The organism is Klebsiella sp. JN_Kp126, from assembly GCF_033843325.1.
GTDB lineage: Bacteria > Pseudomonadota > Gammaproteobacteria > Enterobacterales > Enterobacteriaceae > Klebsiella > Klebsiella michiganensis.
Genome location: NZ_JAWXQV010000088.1, coordinates 79,670 through 106,012, shown reverse-complemented (window position 1 = coordinate 106,012; position 26,343 = coordinate 79,670). Strand labels below are relative to the sequence as shown.

The following is a 26,343-nucleotide window of genomic DNA, read 5'->3' as shown; positions in this document are numbered from 1 at the left end:
GACAGGCGGCGCTGAAAACTTAGCTGAACAGAGAGAAGAAAATAGCGGAGATGGCAATCAGTCCCATCACCACCACAAACGCGTTGCTGATGTGGCCGCTGTACTTGCGCATGGCCGGTACTTTGTTAATGGCATACATTGGCATCAGGAACAGGATCATCGCGATGACCGGGCCGCCCAGCGTTTCAATCATCCCCAGGATGCTGGGGTTCAGGGTGGCAACAATCCAGGTGGTCACCAGCATGAACAGCGCGGTGATCTTGTTCAGTTTGTTGATTTCGATCGATTTCCCTTTTCCGCGCAGCGACTTAATCACCATGCCGTTGAAGCCTTCACGCGCGCCGAGGTAGTGGCCGAGGAAGGATTTAGTAATCGCAATCATCGCGATGATCGGCGCCATCCAGGCAATCACCGGCGCGTTAAAGTGGTTCGCCAGATATGAGAGGATGGAGATGTTCTGCGCTTTCGCCTCCGCCAGGTTTTCCGGGGAGAGGCTCAGTACGCAGCTGAACACAAAGAACATCACCGTCAGCACCATCATGATGTGGGCGAAGCCCAGAATACGGGAGCATTTGCGCTCGGCGTCCTGGCCATATTCTTCACGTTTAGCCACCGCAAATGAGGAGATAATCGGCGAATGGTTGAAGGAGAAGACCATGACCGGGATGGCCAGCCACAGGGTCATCCACAGACCATTTCCCGTTGCCGAAGCGCTGCTCAGCGACAACGTATCCAGTACCGCGCCGTTCCATTGCGGGATCAAATACAGCGCCAATATCATCAACGCGAACACGAACGGAAACACCAGCACGCTCATGGCCTTAACAATCATTTTTTCGCCAAAACGGACAATCCCCATCATGCCGACAATTAAAATCAGCGACAAAATAGCGCGCGGCGGAGACACCAGACCAAGCTGGTGAGTAATAAAGCTATCGACGGTGTTGGTAATAGCAACGCTATAAACCAGCAGAATCGGATAAATAGCGAAGAAATAAAGCAGCGTGATAAGCTTACCTGCACCGGTGCCGAAATGTTCTTCCACCACTTCGGTAATATCTTCTCCCGGATTTTTGCCCGACAGGACAAAACGGGTTAAACCGCGGTGGGCAAAAAAGGTCATCGGGAAGGCAAGAATGGCCATGATGATTAACGGAATTAAACCGCCGACCCCGGCGTTAATTGGCAGGAAAAGCACCCCTGCACCAATTGCGGTACCGTACAGGCCCAGCATCCACACGGTATCACTTTTTCTCCAGCCGCTGCTCTCGCGAGCAACGAGGGTATTTTGAACGGTTTCCATAATATGGCCTCAGTAATATAGAGTAGGGTCAAATTAATTTGACTCTGATTCAGGTAATAAAAACGCTGTGTTTGTTTGGCTATTTTATAAAATGCAACTATGCTGATTCACTAACAGCGATCACATAACCTGATTTATAGTGGCACCTTTTAACGCATCAAAATTAGTACTGAAATCTTATTATTTTTTAAAGTATCATTTTTAATACGTTATTATTTGTATGGGTGTACTTAACGTGCTGGATATTTATATAATTCACGTGCAGAGATAACAACCACTATTTGTCATACGATTAATAAAACGCAAAAAATCAGGGGCAAGGAAATAGACACCCTCCCCCTCAATTTTCGCTAAAAGCCCTTGTAGTGCTCTTTACTCAGGCCATATTTCTTCATTCTGAGATAGAGTTTTTTACGCGGAATAAGCAGATACTCCGCTACTTCATTAATGCGCCCCTGATGGAGATTCAGCGCTTCGGTGATGATCTGCCGCTCTACGTCCTCAACCCGTCGATCGAGCGGCGTCGGCTCGCCGACGTGCATCAGCGGATTCACCGTATCCGCGAGCGGTAATACCCCCACCGCATACAGTTCGGCAGCGTTCGCCAGTTCGCGGACGTTGTTCGGCCACGCCCGACGTATCATCCCTTTTAACAGATGGCTATCCACCTCCGGGACGGGATGATTCAGCCGCTGACAGGTTTTTTGCAAATAGTGGTGGAACAGCGGCTCGATATCATCAGGCCGCCTTGACAGCGGCAGGCAGGCAATTTGCGTCATCGCGAAGCAGTAATAGAGTTCCGCCACGATCTGGCTACTGCCCGCCAGCGCCACTAGCGACGCGCTGCCGATACCAATCAGGCGAAAAGGCCGTTTCTCATGGCTCTGCGCCTGTACCAGCAGATGTTGTTGCTCATGAGTCAGGTGCTCCGGGTGGCTTAATACCAGCGTTCCGCCCTGCGCCTGCGCGATCGCGTCATTCAGCTTATGGGCGTTGGCCGCAGTCAGTTCGCAGTAGACAAAAGGGCCTTCGGCGTTACGCCCCAGCTGGTGCAGGTAACGTGCGCCGGTCATACGCCCGGTTCCCGCTTCGCCGTAAAGCCAGACCGCAATATCCGTCTCTGCCAGCTGCTGTAAACGCTGGCGATACTGTTCCGTCCATTGGCTGCGCCCGATCAGCTCAACCCGTAATTTTTGCTGGCCGTACTGGCGACGCGCGATCACCGCTTGCCGCTGGCGCAACGCGGCGTCCACCAGCGAGAGCAGCTTTCCCGGATCAACCGGCTTTTGCAGAAAATCCCAGGCCCCCTTTTTCACCGCATCCACCGCCATCGGTACGTCGCCATGACCGGTGATAAGCAGAATCGGCAGCTGCTCGTCATCCTGATGAAACAGCGTCATCAAATCGATGCCGGAGCAGCCGGGCATGCAGACATCGCTCAGCACAATGCCGGGCCAGTCCTTCTGCACCCACGCCCGCGCATCAAAGGGGTTATCGCAGGCGTGGACGTGATAACCCGCTTGCTCAAGCAGCTGCGTATAGGCATCCAGCACGTCGCGATCATCATCAATCAGCAGAATCGAACACTCATTACTCAACATCATTTACATCCGTTAAATTGAATTGCAGCACCACGCAGGCATTGCGCGTTAACGTCGACGCCAGGCGCAGCGTCCCTTCCATTTGCGTCATCAGCGAAACAGAAATCGACAGCCCAATCCCCAGCCCCACATCTTTGCTGGTGGTGAACGGCTTCAGCAGTGACGGTAGCAAGGCCGCAGGCCAGCCGGGACCGTTATCGGCAATCAACACGCACAGGGTGTCGCCGTGGATTTGCCAGCTCACCGTTATTTTCGCCGCGTTCGGACAGGCGTCGAGCGCATTCGACAGTACGTTGACCAGCACCTGATGAACCCGCACTTCATCGCCGCGGATCCAGACGGTTTCATCCGGTATCTCCAGCGTCCCCTGCTGCGGCTTATGGCGCATCGCCAGCAGTTCCCACGCCACCGTAAACGTCTGACGCAAATCAACAGGATGCAGCGGCGTTTCCAGTTCAGCGCGGCGGGTAAACTGACGCAGCGAGCGGATAATCGCGTCAATGCGGTTAATCAACCCTTCCGCTTTACTTAACGTCGCCCGCGCCTGCGCCGTCTGTCCCTGCTCAATCGCCCGTCCTGCCGTAAACAGATACATCAACAGCGCGTTCAGCGGCTGGTTGATCTCATGCGCCAGGGTGGTCATCGTCTGCCCCACCACCGCCAGTTTAGCGGTCTGGATCAGCTCGTCCTGGGTGGCGCGAAGATCGGCCTCAATCGTTTTTCGCTCGCCAATCTCCTGTTCAAGCTGCTGTTTTTGCGCGTTAAGCTGACCCAGCGTATGGCGAAGCAAACCGGCAATACGCCCCAGCTCATCCCGGCCATAAACCGGAATGGTGGCATCCGTCCGGCCTAAACCAATCTGCACCACCGCCTGGTTCAGCGCGGTAAAGCGTTTCACCAGCCGCGATCGGATGAAATAATGATTCAGCACCCACGCCAGCAGCAGCGCCAGCAGCGTCGCCACCAGAATCAACCCGCCGCTCACGCGGACAATCTGTCCCATACGCTGATTAAACATCTGCATTTGCTGATGACTGCTGCCAAGCTGGGCTTCAAGCAGCGTCCTGAAACGCCCCAGCGTGGCTTCTCTGGCGCGACTGGCGTCCACTAACGCTTTTTGCGCCGTCACGTAGTCGCGCATGGTATCCGGCATCTTATTTTTCACCATGCCGATTTCCAGCAGCTCATCAATCGTTTGTCGCAGCGTGATCGTGCTCGGCCAGTCGTCCAACGCGCGAATATTTTCATCCGACGTTTTCTTCAGGTTTTCGAGATAGCGGATATGCGTCTCCACCAGCATGCCGTCATCATTTCCGGATTTCAGTTCATTAAGCCTGTCGCGCAGGTCGTCAACGATTTGATTCTCAATGCGGGCCAGCGTATAGACCTGCTGCTGTTCATTCTGGACTTCTCTGGAACGCTTCAGGTACTGCGCCGCGTCGCCCTGGCGGGCTTCTATCTGATCGAGCAGCGTTCCCTGCTGCCAGGTAAAGTCCTGCACCAGTGAATTCAGCTCAGTGGTAAAATCATCGTGCAGCCAGTCGATACGCGCCGAGAGTTCCCCCACCTTTTCGCGTACCAGAAACATGTTGTAGAGCACGCGATCCAGTTCCGACAGCAGCGCGCGGCTGTCCTGTAAAATCACCGCCAGCTGCTGGCGTTCCGCGGGCGACAAGCCCTGGCTCAGCCGCTCGATTTTATCCAGATGCTGAATAATCTGGTTACGCAGCTGCAGGCGCACCGTGGTATTCGGCGCCAGCAGAAATTCATTCAGCTGATCGACCACCAGATTGAGATTGCCTTCAATCAGAAAAGCAGAGTGGATGCGGGGAAAATACTCGTCCAGCGAATAGCGTATCTGCGAGCTTTGCTCATGCCATGAATAGAGGCTGACGCTGCTGACAATCAGCGTCAGCAGCGCGCCCATCAGAAAGGCCCCGCGCAGGCTGCTGCTGATACTGATTTGCCGCAGACGTTGCAGTATGGAACGGGCCATCATTTCAGCTCTTCCAGTTTATTGATCGCCTGCCGCTGGTTGTTGAGAAACCAGAGCTGCCACTCCATCATTTGCTGCTCCGCAAAGCTCTTATTATCGAACTTAGCCAGCCAGGCTTCATCCTCGCTGCTTGCCGGATCGACCGGGACGCCGGTTAGCAGCGCGCGTATTTCGGGCAGCGGACGCTTAAGGCGAGCCTCCGCGCTGTGCAGCGCTCGCCAGGCATCTTTCAGCTGGGCGAGACGAAAGCTGATCGCCGTATCAAACATCCGCTGAACCAGACGCTGACGCTTAAGGATCAGGCGATAGTTCAGCGGCGGTTGATTCATCAGCACCGCCTGCTGCGCCGCCCGTGGATTGCCAGCCGTCAGCGGCGTCACCGGGTATTTCCCGGTATTCGCGTCGGCGAGGATCCGCTGGCCTTCCGGGCTCAGCAGATAGCGAATAAACCGCCGCGCCTCGCTGGCGTGCTGGCTATTTTTGAGCACCGCGACGTAGGTAGGCGACACCGCCGACTGCGGAAAATAGATAAAGGCAAGGTGCGGATCGTTCAGCAACAGATTGGCATAGTTATCAATCACAGGACCGGCTACGCCCAGCCCGCTTTTGATCTTGTCCGCCACGCCAAAGCTGCGAGATGAAATCGTCACCAGATTTCCCGCGCTTGCCAGCAGCGTTTGCCATCCCTTAAGCCAGCCCTTTTGTTGCAGCAGCGACTCCACCATCAGATGATTAGTGTCCGAGCGCGACGGGCTGCTCATCAGCAGCGCCCCCTGATATCGGGGATCGGTGAGATCGTCCCAGTCCGCAGGCGCAGGCAGATGCCGCGTCGTCAGCGCCGAGCGGTTAATCAGCAAGCCAAACCCCGACATCGCCACGGCAACGGAGGTGGCGCGGATGGATTCCGGCACCAGGCGTTGACTGGCCGCCGGCGCGCCGCTGAACGGCGCCAGCTTTTGATGCTCCTGAAGATGCTGCAGCAGCATCGGTGATGAGGTCAGGACCAGATCAACGTTCTCCGCATTTGCCGTATCAAGCAGCTGTTCCAGCGAGGCGCTGGTGCGGTTGAGGGTGCGAATCATCACCGACCCCGGCTCCGTTTGCCAGCGTGCGATAATCCACGCGGTGGCGCTGGGGGAAAATGTTGTCGCCATCACCAGTTCGTTCCCCTGCGCCGCACAGGAGCTGAATCCGGCGGCCAGCAGCAGCAACGCGAGCGTTTTGCCGGGCGCCCGACTCCGCCGCAGAAACATGTTTGTGATCCCGTTCATAAATATTGAAATACCGAAAAAAGAGCGTTGAGACAAAACTTACCCGTTTATGACGCCTGGCGGATTAATCACCGCTAGCCTCGAAATAGCCGCGCTGGCCTCCGGGAATATCAGTAAACATTACCAGATAATGAATGTGGAATTTTTTAATATCCGCACATGCCTGACATAAAATCAGCGGAAAATTAATTATTCGCTATTTCATTGATGTTCAATGCGTTAAAAATAACCCCTGAATTCATCAATTTGAGTCAATTTTGACCCATTTTGACGATTTGAGTTTTCTGACCACTTATTTCACTCTTCATGCCGAATACTCCTGATGTTCATATCAATATAAAATACAGGTGACGACATGTTATCAATATTAAAAAAAGGGCCGTCGGCAAATAAAGTGCCGGTTGAGAAAATTCAGGCAACTTATGGCCGCTACCGCATGCAGGCGCTGCTAAGCGTATTTTTGGGTTATCTGGCGTACTATATTGTGCGCAACAATTTCACCTTATCCACGCCTTATCTGAAAGAGCAGTTAGATCTGAGCGCCACCCAGATCGGTTTGCTCAGCAGCTGTATGCTCATTGCGTACGGGATCAGCAAAGGCGTTATGAGCAGCCTGGCGGATAAAGCCAGCCCGAAAGTCTTTATGGCCTGCGGCCTGGTGATGTGCGCGATCGTCAACGTCGGGTTGGGGTTCAGCACCGCATTCTGGATCTTCGCTGCGCTGGTCGTTCTGAACGGTCTGTTTCAGGGGATGGGCGTCGGCCCCTCTTTTATCACCATCGCTAACTGGTTCCCTCGCCGGGAGCGCGGTCGCGTGGGGGCTTTCTGGAACATATCCCATAACGTCGGCGGCGGGATTGTCGCCCCGATCGTCGGCGCCGCGTTTGCGATTCTCGGTACCGAGCACTGGCAGAGCGCCAGCTACATTGTCCCGGCCTGCGTGGCGGTGGTGTTCGCCATCAGCGTACTGGCGCTGGGTAAAGGTTCGCCGCGCGAGGAAGGCCTGCCTGCGCTGGAAGAGATGATGCCGGAAGAAAAGGTCGTTCTTAACGCTAAACACGCGGTAAAAGCGCCGGAGAATATGAGCGCATTCCAGATCTTCTGCACCTACGTTCTGCGCAACAAAAACGCCTGGTACGTCTCCCTTGTGGACGTGTTTGTCTATATGGTGCGTTTCGGCATGATCAGCTGGCTGCCTATCTATCTGCTGACGGTGAAACATTTTTCCAAAGAGCAGATGAGCGTCGCGTTCCTGTTCTTTGAATGGGCGGCGATTCCGTCGACCCTGCTGGCGGGCTGGCTCTCCGACAAGCTGTTCAAAGGACGGCGCATGCCGCTTGCCATGATCTGTATGGCGCTGATTTTTGTCTGCCTGATCGGCTACTGGAAAAGCGAATCCCTGCTGATGGTGACGGTGTTCGCGGCGATCGTGGGCTGCCTGATTTACGTGCCGCAGTTTCTGGCCTCCGTGCAGACCATGGAAATTGTTCCCAGCTTTGCCGTCGGCTCCGCCGTGGGACTGCGCGGATTTATGAGCTACATCTTTGGCGCATCGTTAGGCACCAGCCTGTTTGGCGTGATGGTGGATAAAATGGGCTGGCACGGCGGGTTCTATCTGCTGATGGGCGGGATCGTCTGCTGCATTCTGTTCTGCTACCTCTCTCATCGCGGCGCGCTGGAGCTTGAGCAACAGCGTAAGAACACGCAGCAGCAAGAAGCCGAGCTGGCGCTGGCCGACGCACAATAAGCGCCTGAACCCGGCAAAAGAGAGTGCCAGCCTGCTGGCACTCCTGAGGTTAATTCCACCGACATGCCGTTTTGGCCGCGTTAAATGCCAATGGCCTGCTGCTGCCGAAGGAATTCAGCGCTTACTTCGCCGGAATAATCAGCACCTGGCCCGGATAGATTTTATCGGGATGCGTCAGCATCGGTTTGTTGGCTTCAAAAATACGTTGGTAGTCATTAGCAGAGCCATACATCGCTTTAGAGATTGCGCTCAGGGTGTCGCCGGATTTCACCGTATAATAACGACTTTCCGCCCCGCTTTGCGTCACCTTCACGCTGTCATTAACCTGACCAACGCCGGTGACGTTACCTACCGCCACCAGAATTTTTTCCTTATCTTCTTGCGAACCGACATCGCCGGTAACCGTCGCGGTGCCGTCGTCCGCAACATCAATATTGACCTTTTCGGCACCGGGCAGATTAAGACCATCAATATGTTTTTTCAGCTTGTCGGCCTTATCTTCCTTGCTGCCGCCGGAGACGGCGTCCCATATTTTCTCGCCCGCTTCTTTGACAAAATTTAATAATCCCATCGTTCCATACCTCCATTACTGTTTCACGATCAAATATTCATCAGACCGGTTAAGCCCATTTCCAGGATGTCGGTTCTGCTACCCCAGAGCGGCAACCGCCTGAAGCAGCACAACCTGCCATCAAAGTATAATCAATAAGCGTCAACGTGCAGGATATTTGCCCGGATACGGCAGGAAAATCGGTACTCTGCCCAGTGGGCATGACATAAAATCAGGCGTTAACCCGCAGTGATGGCGAAAACGGCTCAGGTCGGGACAATCAGCTGCAGGCCTGGATAGCGCTGCAGCCAGCGTTTTTCCGCGACGCGCTGGCTGAAAATAGCCAGCTTATGCTGCGCAAATACCGGCGTGGGCCGCAGACGGAGTGCAAACAGATCGTCCAGCCCGTAGGGCGCAATAACCTCAATAAGCCCTGAACGTCCCATTCTGACCGCGATAGCCGTCGCCGTTTCAGGCCAGTACAGCAACGCATTCTCCGTGGAGTGATAAGGTTTATTACCGTTACGTTGATGCATTCTGGCCTGATTCTTCACCGACCAGTTAAAGGCGGATGATTGCTGGCTCAGCCTCTCTTCCAGCGCCCTATCGTCGGCGGCGCTGCCGCTTTTCGCGTCGAACCAGACAACATCCACATCACCCGAAACTGGCCTTTGCCCGTAGCCGTGCAGATGATCCCAGACCGCATCTCTGACAAAGCCGGCGCCAATCCAGCCATCGCTGAGTTCCAGCGCCTGAACGGCGTACAGCGCGTTCATTCTTATCGGGTCGTTTAACAACACGCTTTGTAAGAGGTCCTGATATTTCATGGTTTCCCTGTAAACGGCGATCGGTCCGCTAAGTGTATCAGCGTTCAGGAGGCGCCGCTTCAGGCGCCCCCTGTTATTGGGGTCAGTTTGGATATCGAAAATTATTTTACGTTTTAACCACTTAGATGTGAGAAAACCGCTCTCTGAGCGGATTTTCGTATCCCGATGAGCGATGCTGATAGCTCCTCTCAAACGATCTTAAGAAGATCCTTCTGAATCTTTGATCGTGATAGTGTAGGTTTTGTCGAAATCGCCTGATTTTGAAAGCATTCCGCCACCTAAGCCGCCATGTACTCGTACTTTAACTATACCTGCTTTTGTTGGTATCCCTCTAATCTGGATGCAATTATTGAATTCATCATCATCACAATACTGTAGGTGGAGACCTAAATTATCTGGATGAATATCTCCTGCAATGACCTGCTTACCATAAATATCATAAGAAAGAACTATTCCGCCAAATATATTTATTTGGTTATAGTAGGGAGTGCCAACAATTGCATCATTAAGAATCTCCCCTTCTGGGGTAAATTCTGCCTGTAACGAACAGGCGGAAAGTAAAAGTAAAGATAAAACAAAAAATATCTTCCCCATGTTTATTTTAATGGTTTAAAAACCATCCCTCCAAAAAATCTCTTGATAAAAAATTGCAAATCTTTTTTAGGTTTTATCCAATTTCTTTGTTTTCCCCAAGAAAACAATTCCAAACTAATATATCCGTTGGGATCTTGTGTGACTGAACCATTCCAGACAACCCAGTGTGTAGGTAAAATTGTTTTATTTGTACTATTTACAAGAACTCCATCGTTTATTAACGTAACGACTTTATAGCCTCGCTCAATATATTGATTTAAATCTCTGATTCCCTGGACACCCGCCTGAGTGATCCCTACATTACTAAAGACTATTTCATAACCGGCCTTTTCAAACCATTCCGTCAGTGTTTGCCACATTGTGATGCCAGCCACTGGCGAATCAAGAGCATCAAAGCTCAGCATGGTATTCTCTGAATCCCTGAGCCCAGCTAGTGTCATCCAGTCAGTACCGGCTATCTTTGGCCTGCCATCATCATAGTAAAATGCACCTGTAGGGTGACGACAGCCTTCACCAGGTGAGATGATTAAGTCACCTATTTTAGTTTTCCCGTACCGCCAAAGTTCACGGGCAGCTTGCGCATACACATCGGGGCGATCCTTTTGCAAACAGTAAAAAAATGCAGCAGGCCCACATACACTTGCTGCTATTTGATTAGGGAAATCAAATCCGTTAAATCTTTCATCTATTTGACGTTCTATTAAATTTTTATCAAAAGGGTCTCTGGGATTGCCAATGGGGTATTCCTTTGCAATAAATGGACGTTCCGGGATGGTGATTTTAATCTGCTTTGTTTCGCCCCCCTGACTCTCAGGTTTCATTGTACCTTTTGACTCAAAATAACAGGGGTTCTCCCGCTTCACCTGAGACCAGGCTTTGCCTGACGCAAATTCTTCCAGCGTGTACATCTTAGTGAACGGAACAGGCGTTACACAGTGCGTATGCAACATGGTTTTTCGATAAAGATTCATTTCCATAATATAAATCGTCGAGAGTGACTCATTTATATTTCCGGTCATGTGACTCTGTGTTTCATAATTTCCCAGAAACGGCTGTTGCTTCACATCCACAAGGGGCGATTTATTCCTGCTGGAGTCCATGCGATAAATGCACAGGTCATATAACAAAGCATCAGCTGGGACATTAGAGTTAATACGAGTACTGAGATAGTAAACAGCCATAATTAATCCATTAATATATGCAGGTTAATATTTTCAGCAGATTCAGCATAATGCCATCCGGTAACCCCGTGTTCATCGGTAACACCAGCTTCAGAACGTCCGTCCGGGAACATCAGAGTGTAGCGGCAACCAGCCATTAGCTGGCCATCGTCACCGGCGCACTGAAAGCGAATACAGTTTCGGGCACCGGAATCCTGTGCCTGTTGCGCCGGGACAGGGGACTGACTGGTATTGCGGGAGGTCAGAGAGCCGGTGTCTGTGCTGGTATACTGCGTGGCTGAACCGTACACGTAGTGATCTGGGCAATGGCACAGCACTCTGTCACCTGTGGCCGCATACGCTTTGCCTTCTTCTGCCCAGTCCTGCGCGGAGGCCAGAATTTCAAAATACCCGTTACATTTGCTGCATGATGCCTTGTCGCCGGTCCGGGCTATTGCTTTACTTCCTTCAAACCAGGACGCAGTCGCTGAAATGATTTCTCCGTAACTCGTTTTATCACCCAAACAGGCCAGTGCTCTTGCCATTATTAATCCCTCAATATATAAGCGGTTATACTCACCGGCATCATACAACAATCACAACTTAACCAAAATCTTCGGCTTCTGGTTGCCGGTACAGTGCCTGAATGCGGCATATCTGGGAGGGGCAGTACCCTGTCGCATCTGCCGTTTCACGGATGCTCAGTTTCTTGACCTGCCGGTAGTACAGGACTTTCTGATGCCGTCCTGATCGGCCTGTTTTCACCGGTATTTACCCAGTGTATGCGCCCGTTCAATACCCTGCTTTTGTCGCTGGCGGCGGCCCAGCCAGTCCTTATGCGACATCGCGGCCATCAGGTCGATAAGTATGTCATTGATGTCGGTTATCACGGCGCGGGTTATTGGGTCAGCCTGCGAAGGCTCCTTATCTGACAGAGCCTGCTATGAGGTGGGCACATCCAGGCTGACAATCCGCAGCACGTGTTGCTCGATCTGCTTTTTCAGCCTCATCCAGTACATTACCAGCCGTATGCCCCTGCTTCAGTCCAGACTTGAAGAGGTCAATGCCATGGCTGCCCTTGGTGAGCTGCCCGATATGGAAATATCTGACAAGGGGGGGTAAAAGTCTCCCCGCTGGATAACTGCGTCCCGGTGCAGGTTTCACAGCTGCCAGAGCTGGTTTACAGTATGCTACCGCACCCTAAAATCACGGAAATTCTCGATGAGGTAAACAGCTGGACGACGTTTACCCGACATTTTTCGCATATAAAAAATGACATTACCCATCCCGATACCCGCCTGCTCCTCACCACTATCCTTGCGAATGGCGTCAATATTGGTCTGACCAAAAGCCCCGGAAGCACCAAATCATCACTGGAAGATATCCAGCCATGGTACATCCGCGACGAAACCTATTCAGCCGCTCTTGCAGAGCTGGTAAACGCGCAGGGGTAAAGACCACTGGCGGCATTCCGGGGAGACGGGACAACGTCATCATCAGATGGACAGAATTTCAGAACAAGCAGCTCAGGCAGCTACGCAGGGCAGGTTAACCCGAAATATGGGCAGGAGCCTGGACGTCAGTTTTATACCCATATATCGGATCAATACAGCCCGTTTTACACCTGTATAATCAGTCGGGTCAGGGATTCAACCCATGTGCTAGATGGCTTGCTGTACCACGAAATGACTCCTTATTCACCTCGCGGCTACGCCTCGTACGCGGCGTGATGGAAATCAATTTCCCATTGCAGCACATCGCCGTAAAGCGCCGACAGCGCCTGCTTTTCGCTTTCACTCAGCGCCATGGCGCAGCGGTCGAGTTCGTTCTTCAGCCAGAGCGCCTGCTGATAAAATTCGTCCTCCGCGTGCATTTCCACCCAGCGACGCACGTCAGCATCGCTCTGGCGATGTTCGCTCGCCCGTCGGCACCAGAAATAATACATCCACTCCGCACCGAACATCAGGGTAACGATCTGCTCATAGCTTCCCTGCCGGGCCGTCCGCAGCATGCCGTCGCGAAAGCGCTGCACGCCGGGCAGATCGTCCGGATAATCAGCGGGAGTTATCCGCCGTTCTGATAACACCTGTTCAAACCATGCAATCTGCGTGTCAACCAGGGCATTCAGGACGCCAATAAGCCAGCGCTGCTGATGAATACCCGGCGCCTTGCTAACCCCGAGAGCAAAAATCGCGATTGCCGTCGCGACAAAGTTGCCCTCAAACACCAGATAGCGGTTAAAGACGGCTGTCGGCAGACGATCCTGTTCGATATCAGTCACAAAACGGTGCTGCTGCATCGCCTGCCACGCCGGTTGATGTTCACGCAGCAGGCGTTCGCTAAACGCTTCCATTACGCATCCTCCAGCGCGGCCTGAGCGACCGACATAAAATGCTTCACCCGGGCCAGCTCAACATCGTTCCACCAGACGCCATCGACCTTCATCGTACTGGCCACAATGACCCCCTGGGTCCGCCCGAGGATCTGACTCACGTTGGCGGGCGTCACCCCGGAGCCCACCAGCAGCGGTAGCTCCGTCGCCGCGCGGATCTCGTCAATTTCCTCCATCGTTGCGCTATCGCCCGTGCGCTGGCCGGTCGCAATTACCGCGTCGGCCTCGAAGAAATCCACGTCGCGCGTGAGCTCCTGAATCGAACGATCGGCAACGATGGCGTGGCTACCGTGCTTGACGTGGCTATCGGCAAAGACGCGAATATGTTCAGCGCGCAGCATGCTGCGATAGCGCAGCGCCTTAGCGGCCGCCCCTTCAATAAATCCTTCGTTGGCGATATAGGCGTTGGCCCACTGGTTTACGCGGACGAAATCGGCCCCGCCCGCCAGGGCGATCGCCATCGCCGGGATCGCCGCGTTCGCCAGGACATTAATGCCCAGCGGCACACCAAAACGCTCGCGAACTTTCTCGGTAATCACCGCCATCAGCGCAGAGGTTTCATGACCGATATCCTCAGGTTTGGAAAAAGGAATATCACCATGGTTTTCAATAATCAGGCCGTGAACGCCGCCCGAAATATAATTTTCGGCATCGCGAAGCGCACGCTCAACAATACCGGAGACTGATTTCCCTCGATATTTCGGCGTGCCGGGAAAAGGATCGCAATGAATAACACCAATAACAACTTTATTACGTGAAAAAATAGCTTGTATTGCATTCGTTTTTTCTGCTGAGATAGAAACCATCTTATCCATCCTGTTAAGGGAACACTATGCGTGTTTACGTTACTGGTAATATTACCGTAGATGAAACCTGGTCCATTCCGGATATACCGAAAAAAGGCATGTCCATTCACGGCATTAAAGTTTCGCAGGATATCGGCGGTAAAGGCGCGAATCAGGCGATTATATTATCCCGCTGCGGAATCGACACGCGATTAATTGCCGCCACGGGAAATGACAGCAACGGCGAGTGGATCCGTCAGCAGATAAAAAATGAACCACTGACGCTACTACCCGACGGCCATTTCAATCAACATAGCGACACCTCGATTATTTTAAATAGCGCTGATGGCGACAATGCCATCATTACCACGACGGCCGCAGCCGATACGTTCAGCCTTGATGATATTATTCCGCATATGGCGGAGGCCGCCGCGGGCGATATTCTGCTACAGCAGGGCAATTTCTCCCTGGATAAAACCCGGGCGCTGTTCCAGTTCGCCAAAGCCCGCGGTATGACAACGGTATTCAACCCCTCGCCTGTCAATCCTGACTTTTGCCATCTGTGGCCGCTCATCGACATCGCGGTGGTCAATGAATCCGAGGCCGAGCAGCTTAAGCCTTACGGCGTGAAAACCTTAGTGGTAACCCAGGGCGCGGCAGGCGCCTGGCTGGTTCAGGCGGGTCAGCGCCAGTTTTGCCCCGCCGTCCCCGCCGAGGCGCTAGACACCACCGGCGCTGGCGACACGTTCCTCGCGGTGATGCTGGCGTCCTCGATCCTGCGCGGCGTCGCGCCGGATAGGCTGTCGCTGGCGCACGCCAGCCGCGCTGCCGCCATTACCGTTAGCCGTCGGGGGACGCTCAGCGCGTTTCCCGACGGCCACGAACTCACCGCTCTGTTAGCCGTGAACGGCGCGCGCTGACCTACTTGAACAGCGAACGATAGGTATCGACGTTCGCTTTGGTTACCACCGTGGCCGGAACCAGAATGGTTTTCGGCACGGTTTTACCTGAGGTGATAGTGTTCAGCGCATTCAGGGCTTCGGCCCCCATCTTTTCCGGGTCCTGCTGCAGAACGGCGGTGACGTAGCCGCCGTCAATACCGGAAATCGCCTTCGCCGTCAGATCCCAGCCAAAGACTTTAATATCTTTCTGGCGCCCCTGGTTTTCCACGGCGGCGATAGCGCCCAGCAGAGCGGGTTCGCCAGTGGCATAGATCGCCGTCAGATCGGGGTTGCCGGTAATCAGGTTCTCCGCTGCGGTCATTGCTTTATCCTGTACGTTCTGGCCGTCGACGACGTTAGCGATGGTAATTTTCGGATTGCTTTTCAGCGTCTCTTCAAACCCTTTCTGCCGCTGGTTCTGAATGGCCGAGTTCAGCGCGCCGACAATACCCAGCCGCGCCTGGCCGCCCATCTCTTTCTGCACGTAGTCCACGAAGTATTGACCAATAATTCTGCCACCTTCGATATTATCAACGCCAACTTGAGCCGCCTGCGGCCCGGCCGGTAATACGGCATCAATCGCAATCACTGGAATGTTAGCGGCGGCCGCTTCTTTTACCGCGGGCATAATTCCGTTAACGTCGATAGCGGCAACCAGAATGCCTTTAACACCTTGCTGAATATAGTTTTCTATCGCGTCGTTTTGCGCCACGGGATTATCGTTAGAGTTAAAAATAACTAGATCCTTGCCGCTGGCTTTGGCCGCATCCTGCGCGCCTTTATTCATCAGATTAAAGAACAGGGCCTGCTGATTGATTTGTACCAGCGCATAAGTCGGACCGGCGGCGCCGGCGGCAGAAATAAAACTCATTGATGCCAGCATCGTGGTGGCAACAGCAAGTAAACGCAGTTTTCCGGTGTGAAATAACATCATCAGTATCCTCGTCGGGAATAGTTGATAGCCAGCAGAGTTCCGCGCCGCATGCGAACGCAGAAGGATTATTTTTTGGCGGGCAAATATCGTCTATATGGCCAGAACAATCATCGACCGTTCGGCGGATACCTGCTTAATTTCATTCCGGCAACCGGTCCGTGTCGGTGCGCGACTGGAATGAGTTAAACGGGTTTGGGAATGAATTCCCGGATGATGCGGTAAACTGCCTATACAATTCTCCGCAGATCAAATTTTGTCAAGCATTTATTTCCGGTTATTGTTAGCAGAGAAATTGCTGTATCCACCGCGCTTAACTATGTTACAGATAGCCGATTCTGGCAGAAATGGCGCAGGAAATGAGTATAAAACGCGTATTGTTATCCGATGTGGCAAAGCTGGCGGGGCTGTCGAAGGCAACCCTGTCGCGCTATATGAACAACAGTATTGTGCTACCGCAGGACACCATCGATCGCATCGAAACCGCCATTCGCGAACTGGACTATCGCGGCAATAGCCTGGCACGCCGTCTTAGCAAAGGCGGCAGCGAAACGCTCGGCCTGGTGCTCCCCGATATTACCAACCCCTTCTTTGCCGAACTGGCCGATGCCGCCGAAGAGGCCGCTTCTGCCAGCGGTTACAGCCTGGTACTGTGTATCACCCGCAACAACCCGGAAAAAGAGTGCCAGTTTATCCGCTGGCTGGATACCTGCCAGGTCGACGGCCTGCTGTTCACCACCAACCGCCCCGATAACGGCCTGCTGCGCAAAGAAGTCCAGCGTCACGAACGCATTGTCCTGCTGGATGAAGATATTCCCGGCAGTAAGGTGCCGAAAGTGTTTGCCGATAACGTCCAGGGCGGGCGGATCGCCACCGAAAAGCTGATCGCCGCCGGGCATCGCCATATCGCTTTCGTCGGCGGCCCGGACAAGCTGATGAGCGTACGCGAGCGCTATCAGGGCTTCTGCACCGCGATGGAGCAGGCCGGCCTGAGCTGGCCGCCCGAATGGGTGATGTACGGTGACTACCAGCGCGAGTTTGGCCAGCAAGCGCTGCGGACCCTGTTCAGCCAGCCGGTTCGCCCGACCGCCGTCTTCGCCGCCAGCGACTATCTGGTGCTCGGCCTGCTCGACGGTCTGCGCGCCAGCGGGCTCCAGGCGCCGGAGGCGCTATCGTTAGTCGGCTTCGATGACGCCAACTATGCCGATTTTACCCAGCCGCGGATTTCCACTATCCGCCAGCCCGCCCGGGAACTGGGCCGCACCGCGGTGAACATCATGATGCGTCTGCTGAACGACGATCGGGATATCCCGGCGGAAACCCGCCTGCCGGTAGAGTGGATTGGCCGCGACTCGATCAAGATCTGTTAAGCACATCCCAAAATGGCGCAAATGTGCCCACTTTTGGCGCAAAAAACGATCAATTAACATTTTATTCACTATAATCAGTAAACCGGTTTACCGGAGCGTAATGAATAAACTCTATTTATTACATAAGGTTAAATCACAGGGCTGCTGTGTTGTTCCTGCCCTGGCACGGATGCTGCAATGTTCTTACTGGCGAACAAATATCTTACATAGCGTTTGTCCTGACTGTGCTGGCGAGTGCTCTATTCCGCAGGTAAACCGGTTTACTAGCATGTAAACCGTGTCGGATAGCATCTCTCCCGCAGGATGGCGAACATTTTCCCGGCAACAGCGATGGGAGTTATCAGATGCAGCAGCCACAAACTACCCCGCCAAGGGTGGAGATGATCAATATCACCAAGACCTACGGGTCGATACGTTCATTGCGCGGAGTCAACCTTGAGCTGGCTCCGGGCGAGGTGCTGGGCTTAGTGGGCGATAACGGCGCGGGGAAATCGACCCTGACCAAAGTGCTCTCTGGCGCGGTGATCCCCTCCAGCGGCACGATTCGTATCGACGGTGAACAGCAGCAGTTTACTAATCCGGCCGATTCGCGCCGCTGCCATATCGAGATGGTGTATCAGGATCTGTCGCTCTGCGACACGGTCGACGTCGCGGGCAATCTGTTTATGGGCCGCGAGCCGATGAAATCACGCCTCGGTATCCCCTTCCTCGATGAGGCAAGAATGCACGCCGATGCCAGGGAGATGCTAAAAGGGCTCGGGATCTCCATTCCCGATACCCGGCTGCTGGTGCGAAATCTCTCCGGCGGCCAGCGTCAGGCCATTGCCATCGCCCGCGCGGCGGCCTTTGACCCGAAGGTGCTGATTATGGATGAACCCACCGCCGCGCTGGCCGTCGCGGAAGTCGAAGCGGTGCTGGAGCTTATTCGCCGCGTTTCCGCTCGCGGGGTGAGCGTGATTCTGATTACCCACCGCCTGCAGGATCTGTTCCTGGTCTGTGACCGGATCATGGTGATGTATGAAGGTACCAACGTCGCCGACAGACGGGTGGCCGACACCAGCCTGAGCGATATCGTTAACCTGATTGTGGGCGAAAAATTCACCGCCCGCTCTGCGGCGGCACATTGAGGTAACAGGATGAGTATCATGAACTTAAGCAGCTCCCGCATGATCCAGCATTCGCTGCCGCGCCGCCTGCTGCATAACCACTCCGGCGTGGTCAGCATCGCGCTCTTTTTCGTCTTCTGCTGCGTGGTGTTTTCGCTGATCACCAGCAACTTTCACACCGGTACCAACTGGCTCAACATCATCCGTCAGAGCGCCCCGCTGCTGATTGTCGCGACGGCGATGACCCTGGTCATTACCACCGGCGGTATCGATCTGTCGGTGGGCTCCACCCTCGCGCTGGTCGGCGCGCTTTCCGCTATCGCCCTGAATAACTGGGGGCTGCCGTGGCCGGTGGTACTGCTCGGCGGCCTGCTGCTCGGCGGATTGGTGGGCGCCATCAACGGCTTCTTTATCGCCTATGAAGGCATTCCGGCGTTTATCGTCACGCTCGCCACCCTGGCCGTGGTTCGCGGCATCGCGCTGCTGGTCACCCAGGGCTACTCGATTCCGGTTCCGGCTGACAGCCTGTTTACCTTTATAGGACGCGCGTGGGTAGTCGGTATCCCCATGCCCGCGCTGATCGGCATTATGATTCTGGTTATCGGGCATATTGTTCTCAATCATATGCGCTTTGGCCGCTACGTGACCGCTATCGGCGCTAACGCCGAAGGCGCGCGACGCAGCGGCATTAATACCAAAGCGGTCACCATGAAGGTCTATATCATCAGCGGGATGGCCGCCGCGCTGGCGGGGATGATCATTACCGCGCGCCTCGGCAGCGGCTCATCCAACCAGGGCGAAGGCTTTGAACTGCAGGTTATTGCTGCCGTTGTGCTTGGCAGTACCAGCCTGTTTGGCGGCTTCGGTACCATTATCGGTACGCTGCTGGGCGCGCTGTCGATTGCGGTCATTCAGAACGGGCTGATCCTGTCGCATATTTCGCCGTTTTACACCCAGATAGCCACCGGCACCATTATCCTGCTGGCGATCTGGCTGAACACCCGCATTCTCAACCCCACGCGCTCCGCGGCAAAAGGATAGCTGATGAAAGGATCAATTTTTCGCCACCCCACTCCGCTGCCGCTTGGCGTCAGCAGCGGTTACGTGATGACGGTGCTTGGCCCGCTGCCGATTAGCGAAATGGGGGTTACCCTGATGCATGAGCATATTCTGCTGGATGCCTCCGGCAAATGGGTACCGCCCTGCTGCTGTAGCGATCGCCATCTTGCCGAAATGCCGGTGAAAATGGAAAACCTCGGCGAACTGTCGCTGAACCCGCTAATGAGTCGCGATAACTGCCAGCTGTTTGACGTCGACGTCGCGATTGAAGAGCTGACGAAATATCGCGCCCTTGGCGGAGAAACGGTAGTCGACCCGACCAATATCGGTATCGGCCGCGATCCCAAAGCGCTGGCGCGTATCGCCCGTCTGACCGGTCTGAACATTATTATGGGCACCGGCCTCTATCTGGAACCTTCGCACCCCGAGTGGGTAAGAACCAGCAGCGTCGAACAGCTGACCGAACGGCTGATTTACGATCTGGGCGGCGCGGAGGAGAAACCGGACGTGCTCGCCGGGCTCATCGGCGAAATCGGGATCTCGAGCCGCTTTACGCCGGATGAGGAGAAATCTCTGCGCGCTGCGGGCCGGGCCAGCGCCGCGACCGGCGTGCCGATCGAGGTCCATCTGCCCGGCTGGGAACGGCTGGGCCATCGGGTGCTGGATATTCTCGAACAGGAAGGCGCCGATTTACGCCATACCGTCCTGTGCCATATGAATCCCAGCTTTGCCGATAAGCGCTACCAGCGGGAGCTGGCGCAGCGCGGGGCGTTTCTCGAATACGACATGATCGGCATGAGCTATTACTACGCCGACGAGTCGGCGCAGTCGCCCTCCGACGAGGAGAACGCCCGCGCGATTCGCGAGCTGATTGACGACGGCTATATCCAGCAAATACTGCTGTCGCAGGACGTCTTCCTGAAAACCATGCTCACCCGCTACGGCGGCCACGGTTACGGCTACATACTCAAGCATTTTGTTCCTCGCCTGCGGCGCCACGGCGTCAGCGGCGAACAGCTTGAAACCTTGATGATTGGAAATCCCCAACGGGTCTTTGGCGGATAAAAGGAAAGTCATAATGCAGAAAAAAATCTTACTGGTCGGTGAATCCTGGACCAGCACCTCAACGCACGTTAAAGGCTTCGACCAGTTTGCCACCGCCACCTGGCACACCGGCGCAACGGATTTTCTGGCCGCGCTCGCGGACAGTGCCTACGCCATTACCTATATGCCCGCCCACGCGGCGGCGACAGACTTTCCGCTGACGCTGGAAGCGCTGCAGCAGTGGGATGCGATTATTCTTTCGGATATTGGCGCCAATACGCTGCTGCTGCATCCGGACACCTGGCTGAAAAGCCGCCGAACCGCCAACCGTCTGACGCTGCTGCATGACTACGTGGCTGGCGGCGGCTCGCTGATGATGATTGGTGGCTATTACAGCTTCCAGGGGATTAACGGCGGCGCGCGCTATCGCCATACCGCGGTGGAGAAAGTTCTGCCGGTCCGCTGTCTGGCGTGGGACGATCGCATTGAAACCCCGGAGGGTTGCTATGCCGAAGTGACGGAATCCCACGCCCTGTTCAATGATATTCCGGGCGAATGGCCGTGGCTGCTGGGCTATAACGAAGTAGAAATGCATCCGGAAGGCAAACTGCTGGCGACGGTCGCCGGTACCGGTCATCCGCTGCTAGCCATTCGCGAGTATCAACAGGGTCGCTCGCTGGTGTGGACCAGCGATATGTCGGCACACTGGCTGCCGGAAGAATTTGCTCAATGGCCCGGCTATCGCCAGCTGTGGATTAACTGCCTTGACTGGCTGACGGAACGTCGCTGATGGCCGCCACCCTTGAGCTCGCCCGGCAGCTGCTGGGCTTTAACACCATCAACCCGCCGGGCAGCGAAGCAGACTGCATGCGGTTCTTCGCCGACTGGCTTAACGATCGCGGTTTTGCGGTTTCGCTGTCGTCGTTCGGCGAGGGACGCTGCAATCTTATCGCCAGGCTGCCCGGGGCGAAGACCGGTAAACCGCTGGCCTTTACCGGTCATCTGGATACCGTGCCGCTGGGAAATGCCCGGTGGCAGTACGATCCTTTCGGCTTGCAGATAGAAGACGGGCGTCTTTATGGCCGCGGGTCCAGCGATATGAAAGCGGCGATAGCGGCGTTTGCCGTCGCCTGCGTTCATCAGCGGGAAACGATCCTCGCCGGACGCGGCGCGGTATTGCTGATTACCGGCGGAGAAGAGACCGGCTGCGACGGCGCACGGGCGCTGATCGCCTCCGCGACGTTGCCGGACGTGGGCGCGCTGATCGTCGGTGAGCCCACCGCCAACTATCCGGCGATCGGCCATAAGGGCGCGCTCTGGCTACGCTGCGAAACGCGGGGAAAAACCGCCCACGGTGCGATGCCGGAGCTGGGGATAAATGCTATCTATCTTGCGGCGGATGCGCTGGGTAAGATTCAGCATTTTTCCCCTGGCGCGGCGCACCCGCTGATGAAGCAGCCTACCCTCAACGTCGGACGTATCGAAGGCGGACTCAATATTAATTCCGTGCCGGACCGCACGCGTTTTGATGTCGATATCCGCAGCGCGCCCAATTTACAGCACGCCACTATCCGGCAGCGCTTGACCACGCTGCTTGGCGAAAGCGTCACGGTATCCACGCTGGTCGACCTGCCCGCCGTACTGAGCCGGGAGGATCATGCGTGGATTAAACAGGTTTATCAGCGCTGCCAGCCGCTGCACGCTAAGCCGATTGAACCGCGCGTGGTGCCCTATTTTACCGACGCCTCGCTGCTGCTGCCTGCGTTGGGCGATCCACCCTGTATTATTCTCGGTCCCGGCGAGCCGTCTATGGCTCATCAGACCGACGAGTACTGCCTGCTCAGCCGGCTGGAGGAGGCTGAGCAGCTATACGGAGACATTATCCGCGACTGGATGGCGTAGCCGCCCGCGGCGAAGGCAAAAAACTAGTGACAGCGTCACTTTAAAGCGCATGCCATGCGATCGGCGTTTGAATAATTTCGCGGAATAACAGAGGATAACCGTCTCGCGTCTGAAACGCATCATCACCAGCAAGGAGGCATTACCATGTCCGTGAAAATACGCCCGGTGCTCATTTGCACTCTCTCTTTACTTCTTTCCGCCTGCTCGGGTAGTGCTTCTGCGCCGGATAGCGCCGAAGACGCGAAAGTATCGGCAGAAGTGGATAAGATGTTTCGCGATTATCAAACGGGTTCAGATCAATCACCGCAGGCCAACGTCTCACGCTATCTGACGCAGGTCCAGAGGGCTATCTTCGCGAAAATAGACCAGCCGGCGTCCTGGCAGGGGCAAAAATGCTCGGTGCGCTTAACGCTACAGCGTGACGGGACGGTGCATAATCCAGCGGTCGAGAGCGGCGATCCGGCGTTATGCGCGGCGGTAATGTCCGCGCTGAAAGAAGCCAAAATTCCGCCCGCGCCAGATGAAAAAACCTATCAGACATTCAGTCATGTGGTTCTGGACTTCAGGCCCTGAGAGCTTTTTTTGCATTTTATCGCAGGGGCTATTCGGCCCCTGCACGATTTTCAGAACTCCACGCGGCCGCCGAAATTATAGCGTCGCCCTTCCAGCATCGCCTTCTGCCGGTAAGCGGTAGTGTAAACCGGGTTCACATCAAACAGATTGTAGATACCGCTCATCAGCGTGACGTGCTTACTCAGGCGATAACGCACGCCTAGATCTACCAGCGCATAGGCATCCGTTGAGCTGGACTTGCCGATATCCGGCGATCTGCTGCGCCAGCTCGCCTTGGTCCACAGTTCAAGATCGGAAGCGGTGTTCCACGTCAGCGAAACGTTGGCCATACTGCTGGGGAAATCGCTTAGCGCATAACCCTTATACTCACCGCTTTTTTGTTCACTGTGGGTATAGGTATAGTTGGCGTTCGCTTTCAGCGCTGCGGTCACCTGCCAGTCGCCGTTCAGCTCCAGTCCGTAGATCTCCGCATCCCCGACGTTAATGTATTGCGACACGCTATCCGCGGTATAGCCGTTGTATTGGCATTGCCGGGTAGCCGAGGCGGTACAGATGGTATGGTCGCTGATTTTGTCTTTAAATTTGGTATGAAAAAGCGTGGCGTCGAGCGCCAGCGCATCCTGCTGCCAGTACACGCCCAGCTCGGTGTTGATGCTCTGCTCCGGTTTGAGATCGTCGTTGCCGATACCAATCTCAGAATAGGGATAAGCGCCGTAGACGCTGGTAAAGCCGGCGTTGTTCTGGCGCAGGTCCGGTTTTTTATAGCCGGCGGATACGCCACCTTTCAGCGCCCAGCTTTCGTCAATGGTCCAGTTGCCGTAGAGCTTAGGCGTAACGTGATAGCCAAAATAGCTGTCATGATCCAGGCGCGCAGAGGTGGTCAACGTGAAGTCCGGTACAATCATCCACGCGTCTTCAGCAAAAACCGCCCAGCCGTGACGGGTGATTTTACTCACCGGGGTGACGCCGGGCGCCTGCTTGTCCGCAATACCAAAGGTGTCATTCAGCTCATTGCGCGTGAAGTTTACGCCTAGCGTCAGCTTGTGATCGGCCAGCGTAAAGGTGTTCGCGCTATTGGCCTCAAAATTATTCTGCTTGATAAACTGCGAGTCCATGCCGGGCACGCGGTACTCCGTGCGGGCCTTTTCGTAGCTGATAAAGTTCTTCACCTCCACCAGGTCATCACCGTACCAGGCATGCTGTGACAGCGAGACCGCATCGCGGTCAAAGCCCCAGTACCACGCTTTATCGTTATGGGTTTTCTCCTGATTGCCTTTGGCGGCGTTCAGATCCCAGAGCTGGGTATCGGTTGGCGAAAGAGAAATTGTGGCGTCCAGATTCCCCGCCTGATGCTTAACAAAACGTTCTTGAGTCGGGCTGTCATCATCGCGACGGTCAAGATAGTCAGCCCCCACGCTGACGCCGAGTTTGCCCGGTACGACGGGCCCCATAAAGAAGGCGTTTGTCTGGTTAGTATTGCCGTATTCGCTTTTCTCCTGCAGGAAGTAATTATCCTCCAGCACCCCCGTCCATTTTTCGAGGTTATACGCCTTTTTGGTGATGACGTTGACCACACCGCCGATAGCGTCAGAGCCGTACAGCGATGACATAGGCCCGCGAATCACCTCCACCCGCTCAATGGCGGCCAGCGGCGGCATAAAAGCGGCTTCAGACCCAATGTGATGCCCATAAGGTCGCGATTCGCGGGTAGACTGCTTGATACCGTTCACCATAAACGAGGTATAGGTCGAATCCATACCGCGCATCTGTACATCGCCGGTCGCCAGGCTACCGTGGCCGTTGCCCACCAGCACGCCCGGCATCTCGCGCAACGCTTCCGTGACGTTCTGATTGGAACGGGTATTCAGCGCCTTCTCATCGAGCACCGAGATCGTCGCCGGCGCCTCGCGCCTCTCCTGGCTGAATCCCGTGGCGGTCACTACCATCTGTTCTTCATTTATCCCTGCGCCATCAGCGGCGTAGGCTGCCGCGGGCAGATTGACGAAGGCGAGCGCCATCGCCACGTCTATGCGTGTCTTCATCGCCACAAAAAGTCCTTAGAATTGAGTGAGATCGATCTTGAGAACGTAGTCAGGCCGATCGCTTTTTTCGTCCTGTTTGACGCTGGCGTAAAGCGTTCCGCCATCCGCAGAAAGGACCAGGCTGTTGGGCATAGCCGCCGTTTTGAGGGTGTGCTTGAGACGATGGGTTCGCGCATCGATGACGCTAATCGAGCGATCGTTGCGATGGGTCACGTAGATTTCATCGCGCATGGCGTTATAAAGCACAGCGACCGAGTTTGGCGAAGCGATACGATCGACCAGCTTGCCGGAGTCCAGCCGCACCACCAGCACATCGCGGGTGTTGGTATCGGCGATATATCCGACTCCGGCGGCGCTGTTCAGGGCGATATTGAGGAAATAGTGCTCAGCGTCAGCCGGATCGACCTTCACGCGGGAAATTAACGTCGACGTTTTGCCGTCAAGGGTAGCCAACTCCCCGTTGCCGGTGACCGCATAGACTTTTTCGCCCGATGCATCAACGGCAAACCCTACGGGGTCGATGTTGTTCAGCGTGTCAATCAGCTGCTGCTTGCGGGTATCGACCACCCAGAGCAGGCCCTGGCCTTTGCGCCCGATCCCTGACACATACAAACGCTGGTTTAGCTTATCCAGCACCACTTCGCGGACGTGGGCCTGTTTCGCAGGATCTGAATCATCGCTGAGCTGAATAGTGTTAATCACCTTATTGGTCAGCGTATCCAGAAGCGTTAGCGAGCCATCCAGCGCGTTACCCAAATACAGGATGTGATTTTCTTCATCCAGGGAGAGCGCGAAGGCGCGGCGTTCGGTAACGATTTTCTCATCAATCCGCAGAGAATCCGCCGCCAGTCGAAAGACCAGTCCCGCGGTTTTATCTTTATCAAACGAGGGCGCGGAGGCAGCGTAGAGCGTCTTCTGGCCGTTATCATAGGCCAGCTCGTAAACGCCGTGGCCGAGAGCCTGAGCGCGGAAGTCCCGCTCGGTGAAATCCTTAGCCGAGGCGGAGAGAGCATGCAGGGAAAACGAAATGACCAGCGCGAGGCGCGCGGCCTGCTTCAGGGATGCGGTAGACATGTAATTTTTCTTTACAGTAGCTTACGGAATGCAAACACTAATGAAAATAAATATCATTTGCAATTGCATTCATCT

The 26,343-nt window shown here is 54.9% G+C and carries 23 protein-coding genes and 2 pseudogenes; 10 read left to right on the top strand and 15 right to left on the bottom strand.

The annotated features are described in order from the left end of the window. Nucleotides 1-19 precede the first annotated feature (19 nt). From SIK97_RS23460 to pgtC, 4 genes are all read right to left on the bottom strand, one after another. On the bottom strand, nucleotides 20-1,303 hold the full coding sequence (locus tag SIK97_RS23460; protein WP_014229376.1) for an HAAAP family serine/threonine permease: 1,284 nt from the start codon (nucleotides 1,301-1,303) through the stop codon (nucleotides 20-22). A gap of 350 nt (nucleotides 1,304-1,653) precedes the next feature. Beyond that, nucleotides 1,654-2,904, bottom strand: a complete 1,251-nt coding sequence (gene pgtA, locus SIK97_RS23455; RefSeq protein ID WP_048252237.1) for a two-component system response regulator PgtA — start codon at nucleotides 2,902-2,904, stop codon at nucleotides 1,654-1,656. Further along, the gene (gene pgtB, locus SIK97_RS23450) at nucleotides 2,894-4,900 is read right to left on the bottom strand and encodes a two-component system sensor histidine kinase PgtB (RefSeq protein WP_100248292.1); all 2,007 of its coding nucleotides are present in this window, start codon (nucleotides 4,898-4,900) and stop codon (nucleotides 2,894-2,896) included. The genes pgtA and pgtB overlap by 11 nt, the downstream gene beginning before the upstream one ends. Continuing rightward, entirely contained in the window at nucleotides 4,900-6,153 is a 1,254-nt protein-coding gene (gene pgtC / locus SIK97_RS23445; RefSeq protein WP_047723916.1) for a phosphoglycerate transport regulator PgtC, read from the bottom strand. Before pgtC ends, pgtB begins: the two co-directional genes overlap by 1 nt. A gap of 373 nt (nucleotides 6,154-6,526) precedes the next feature. Here pgtC and pgtP point away from each other — a divergent pair, with 373 nt between their 5' ends. Beyond that, nucleotides 6,527-7,918, top strand: coding sequence for a phosphoglycerate transporter PgtP (gene pgtP, locus SIK97_RS23440; protein WP_057173992.1), 1,392 nt, complete (start codon nucleotides 6,527-6,529; stop codon nucleotides 7,916-7,918). Between the two features lie 121 nt (nucleotides 7,919-8,039). Here the strand turns inward: pgtP and lysM are convergent, their stop codons facing one another. From lysM to SIK97_RS23410, 6 genes and pseudogenes are all read right to left on the bottom strand, one after another. Further along, a complete protein-coding gene (gene lysM, locus SIK97_RS23435) occupies nucleotides 8,040-8,489 on the bottom strand; it encodes a peptidoglycan-binding protein LysM (protein WP_025106332.1) in 450 nt (149 codons plus the stop codon). A 245-nt stretch (nucleotides 8,490-8,734) separates the two neighbouring features. Next, nucleotides 8,735-9,295: a nucleotidyltransferase family protein gene (locus SIK97_RS23430; RefSeq protein WP_048252239.1), complete on the bottom strand. Its 561-nt coding sequence runs from the start codon at nucleotides 9,293-9,295 to the stop codon at nucleotides 8,735-8,737. Nucleotides 9,296-9,493: 198 nt separating this feature from the next. Next, nucleotides 9,494-9,889 (bottom strand): hypothetical protein, encoded by a 396-nt coding sequence (locus SIK97_RS23425; protein ID WP_032694979.1) that lies wholly within the window; start codon nucleotides 9,887-9,889, stop codon nucleotides 9,494-9,496. 2 nt (nucleotides 9,890-9,891) lie between these two features. Continuing rightward, a complete protein-coding gene (locus tag SIK97_RS23420; protein WP_048252240.1) occupies nucleotides 9,892-11,070 on the bottom strand; it encodes a hypothetical protein in 1,179 nt (392 codons plus the stop codon). Between the two features lie 2 nt (nucleotides 11,071-11,072). After that, nucleotides 11,073-11,594: a PAAR domain-containing protein gene (locus SIK97_RS23415; protein WP_071846111.1), complete on the bottom strand. Its 522-nt coding sequence runs from the start codon at nucleotides 11,592-11,594 to the stop codon at nucleotides 11,073-11,075. Nucleotides 11,595-11,652: 58 nt separating this feature from the next. Continuing rightward, nucleotides 11,653-12,062: pseudogene (locus SIK97_RS23410) on the bottom strand (resolvase); the annotation flags it as partial. Here SIK97_RS23410 and SIK97_RS23405 point away from each other — a divergent pair. Beyond that, nucleotides 12,061-12,734: pseudogene (locus SIK97_RS23405) on the top strand (Tn3 family transposase); the annotation flags it as partial. The pseudogenes SIK97_RS23410 and SIK97_RS23405 overlap by 2 nt on opposite strands. Nucleotides 12,735-12,757: 23 nt before the next feature. Here SIK97_RS23405 and SIK97_RS23400 read toward each other — a convergent pair. Together SIK97_RS23400 and SIK97_RS23395 are read right to left on the bottom strand one after the other, a co-directional pair. Continuing rightward, nucleotides 12,758-13,402 carry a TenA family protein gene (locus SIK97_RS23400; protein WP_047723921.1) on the bottom strand — a complete coding sequence of 215 codons (645 nt, stop codon included), beginning with the start codon at nucleotides 13,400-13,402 and terminating at the stop codon, nucleotides 12,758-12,760. Beyond that, nucleotides 13,402-14,247: a BtpA/SgcQ family protein gene (locus tag SIK97_RS23395; protein WP_047723922.1), complete on the bottom strand. Its 846-nt coding sequence runs from the start codon at nucleotides 14,245-14,247 to the stop codon at nucleotides 13,402-13,404. The genes SIK97_RS23400 and SIK97_RS23395 overlap by 1 nt, the downstream gene beginning before the upstream one ends. A gap of 26 nt (nucleotides 14,248-14,273) precedes the next feature. On the opposite strand from SIK97_RS23395, the gene SIK97_RS23390 reads away from it, so the two are divergent. Further along, nucleotides 14,274-15,146, top strand: coding sequence for a ribokinase (locus SIK97_RS23390; protein ID WP_047723923.1), 873 nt, complete (start codon nucleotides 14,274-14,276; stop codon nucleotides 15,144-15,146). A gap of 1 nt (nucleotide 15,147) precedes the next feature. On the opposite strand, the gene SIK97_RS23385 is transcribed toward SIK97_RS23390, so the two are convergent. After that, complete coding sequence (locus SIK97_RS23385) at nucleotides 15,148-16,101, bottom strand: substrate-binding domain-containing protein (protein ID WP_004850957.1); 954 nt, start codon at nucleotides 16,099-16,101, stop codon at nucleotides 15,148-15,150. Between the two features lie 344 nt (nucleotides 16,102-16,445). Here SIK97_RS23385 and SIK97_RS23380 point away from each other — a divergent pair, with 344 nt between their 5' ends. From SIK97_RS23380 to tolA, 7 genes are all read left to right on the top strand, one after another. After that, a complete protein-coding gene (locus SIK97_RS23380; protein ID WP_038424520.1) occupies nucleotides 16,446-17,468 on the top strand; it encodes a LacI family DNA-binding transcriptional regulator in 1,023 nt (340 codons plus the stop codon). A gap of 380 nt (nucleotides 17,469-17,848) precedes the next feature. Further along, entirely contained in the window at nucleotides 17,849-18,595 is a 747-nt protein-coding gene (locus tag SIK97_RS23375; RefSeq protein ID WP_162097199.1) for an ATP-binding cassette domain-containing protein, read from the top strand. Nucleotides 18,596-18,613: 18 nt separating this feature from the next. Next, nucleotides 18,614-19,615 (top strand): ABC transporter permease, encoded by a 1,002-nt coding sequence (locus SIK97_RS23370; protein ID WP_181251735.1) that lies wholly within the window; start codon nucleotides 18,614-18,616, stop codon nucleotides 19,613-19,615. A 3-nt stretch (nucleotides 19,616-19,618) separates the two neighbouring features. Continuing rightward, nucleotides 19,619-20,698 (top strand): phosphotriesterase, encoded by a 1,080-nt coding sequence (locus tag SIK97_RS23365; protein ID WP_049102919.1) that lies wholly within the window; start codon nucleotides 19,619-19,621, stop codon nucleotides 20,696-20,698. Between the two features lie 13 nt (nucleotides 20,699-20,711). Beyond that, nucleotides 20,712-21,467 (top strand): glutamine amidotransferase, encoded by a 756-nt coding sequence (locus SIK97_RS23360; RefSeq protein ID WP_014838512.1) that lies wholly within the window; start codon nucleotides 20,712-20,714, stop codon nucleotides 21,465-21,467. Continuing rightward, complete coding sequence (locus SIK97_RS23355; RefSeq protein WP_057173831.1) at nucleotides 21,467-22,579, top strand: M20 family metallopeptidase; 1,113 nt, start codon at nucleotides 21,467-21,469, stop codon at nucleotides 22,577-22,579. The genes SIK97_RS23360 and SIK97_RS23355 overlap by 1 nt, the downstream gene beginning before the upstream one ends. Before the next feature lie 144 nt (nucleotides 22,580-22,723). Beyond that, nucleotides 22,724-23,152 carry a cell envelope integrity protein TolA gene (gene tolA, locus SIK97_RS23350; RefSeq protein WP_014838514.1) on the top strand — a complete coding sequence of 143 codons (429 nt, stop codon included), beginning with the start codon at nucleotides 22,724-22,726 and terminating at the stop codon, nucleotides 23,150-23,152. Nucleotides 23,153-23,202: 50 nt separating this feature from the next. Here the strand turns inward: tolA and SIK97_RS23345 are convergent, their stop codons facing one another. Both SIK97_RS23345 and SIK97_RS23340 read right to left on the bottom strand, forming a co-directional pair. Further along, nucleotides 23,203-25,194 (bottom strand): TonB-dependent receptor domain-containing protein, encoded by a 1,992-nt coding sequence (locus SIK97_RS23345; RefSeq protein ID WP_047723927.1) that lies wholly within the window; start codon nucleotides 25,192-25,194, stop codon nucleotides 23,203-23,205. Nucleotides 25,195-25,209: 15 nt separating this feature from the next. Then, nucleotides 25,210-26,268 (bottom strand): YncE family protein, encoded by a 1,059-nt coding sequence (locus tag SIK97_RS23340; protein ID WP_046877946.1) that lies wholly within the window; start codon nucleotides 26,266-26,268, stop codon nucleotides 25,210-25,212. Between the last annotated feature and the right edge of the window lie 75 nt (nucleotides 26,269-26,343).

What these genes read in the sequence shown, in the direction of transcription:
- SIK97_RS23345 (WP_047723927.1), bottom strand. Translation starts at nt 25,194, where the DNA reads ATGAAGACACGCATAGACGTGGCGATGGCGCTCGCCTTCGTCAATCTG.
- SIK97_RS23420 (WP_048252240.1), bottom strand. Translation starts at nt 11,070, where the DNA reads ATGGCTGTTTACTATCTCAGTACTCGTATTAACTCTAATGTCCCAGCT.
- tolA (WP_014838514.1), top strand. Translation starts at nt 22,724, where the DNA reads ATGTCCGTGAAAATACGCCCGGTGCTCATTTGCACTCTCTCTTTACTT.
- SIK97_RS23400 (WP_047723921.1), bottom strand. Translation starts at nt 13,402, where the DNA reads ATGGAAGCGTTTAGCGAACGCCTGCTGCGTGAACATCAACCGGCGTGG.
- pgtB (WP_100248292.1), bottom strand. Translation starts at nt 4,900, where the DNA reads ATGGCCCGTTCCATACTGCAACGTCTGCGGCAAATCAGTATCAGCAGC.
- pgtA (WP_048252237.1), bottom strand. Translation starts at nt 2,904, where the DNA reads ATGTTGAGTAATGAGTGTTCGATTCTGCTGATTGATGATGATCGCGAC.
- SIK97_RS23360 (WP_014838512.1), top strand. Translation starts at nt 20,712, where the DNA reads ATGCAGAAAAAAATCTTACTGGTCGGTGAATCCTGGACCAGCACCTCA.
- SIK97_RS23390 (WP_047723923.1), top strand. Translation starts at nt 14,274, where the DNA reads ATGCGTGTTTACGTTACTGGTAATATTACCGTAGATGAAACCTGGTCC.
- SIK97_RS23385 (WP_004850957.1), bottom strand. Translation starts at nt 16,101, where the DNA reads ATGATGTTATTTCACACCGGAAAACTGCGTTTACTTGCTGTTGCCACC.
- SIK97_RS23380 (WP_038424520.1), top strand. Translation starts at nt 16,446, where the DNA reads ATGGCGCAGGAAATGAGTATAAAACGCGTATTGTTATCCGATGTGGCA.
- SIK97_RS23365 (WP_049102919.1), top strand. Translation starts at nt 19,619, where the DNA reads ATGAAAGGATCAATTTTTCGCCACCCCACTCCGCTGCCGCTTGGCGTC.
- SIK97_RS23375 (WP_162097199.1), top strand. Translation starts at nt 17,849, where the DNA reads ATGATCAATATCACCAAGACCTACGGGTCGATACGTTCATTGCGCGGA.
- SIK97_RS23460 (WP_014229376.1), bottom strand. Translation starts at nt 1,303, where the DNA reads ATGGAAACCGTTCAAAATACCCTCGTTGCTCGCGAGAGCAGCGGCTGG.
- SIK97_RS23370 (WP_181251735.1), top strand. Translation starts at nt 18,614, where the DNA reads ATGAACTTAAGCAGCTCCCGCATGATCCAGCATTCGCTGCCGCGCCGC.
- SIK97_RS23425 (WP_032694979.1), bottom strand. Translation starts at nt 9,889, where the DNA reads ATGGGGAAGATATTTTTTGTTTTATCTTTACTTTTACTTTCCGCCTGT.
- SIK97_RS23430 (WP_048252239.1), bottom strand. Translation starts at nt 9,295, where the DNA reads ATGAAATATCAGGACCTCTTACAAAGCGTGTTGTTAAACGACCCGATA.
- SIK97_RS23395 (WP_047723922.1), bottom strand. Translation starts at nt 14,247, where the DNA reads ATGGTTTCTATCTCAGCAGAAAAAACGAATGCAATACAAGCTATTTTT.
- SIK97_RS23340 (WP_046877946.1), bottom strand. Translation starts at nt 26,268, where the DNA reads ATGTCTACCGCATCCCTGAAGCAGGCCGCGCGCCTCGCGCTGGTCATT.
- lysM (WP_025106332.1), bottom strand. Translation starts at nt 8,489, where the DNA reads ATGGGATTATTAAATTTTGTCAAAGAAGCGGGCGAGAAAATATGGGAC.
- pgtP (WP_057173992.1), top strand. Translation starts at nt 6,527, where the DNA reads ATGTTATCAATATTAAAAAAAGGGCCGTCGGCAAATAAAGTGCCGGTT.
- SIK97_RS23355 (WP_057173831.1), top strand. Translation starts at nt 21,467, where the DNA reads ATGGCCGCCACCCTTGAGCTCGCCCGGCAGCTGCTGGGCTTTAACACC.
- SIK97_RS23415 (WP_071846111.1), bottom strand. Translation starts at nt 11,594, where the DNA reads ATGGCAAGAGCACTGGCCTGTTTGGGTGATAAAACGAGTTACGGAGAA.
- pgtC (WP_047723916.1), bottom strand. Translation starts at nt 6,153, where the DNA reads ATGTTTCTGCGGCGGAGTCGGGCGCCCGGCAAAACGCTCGCGTTGCTG.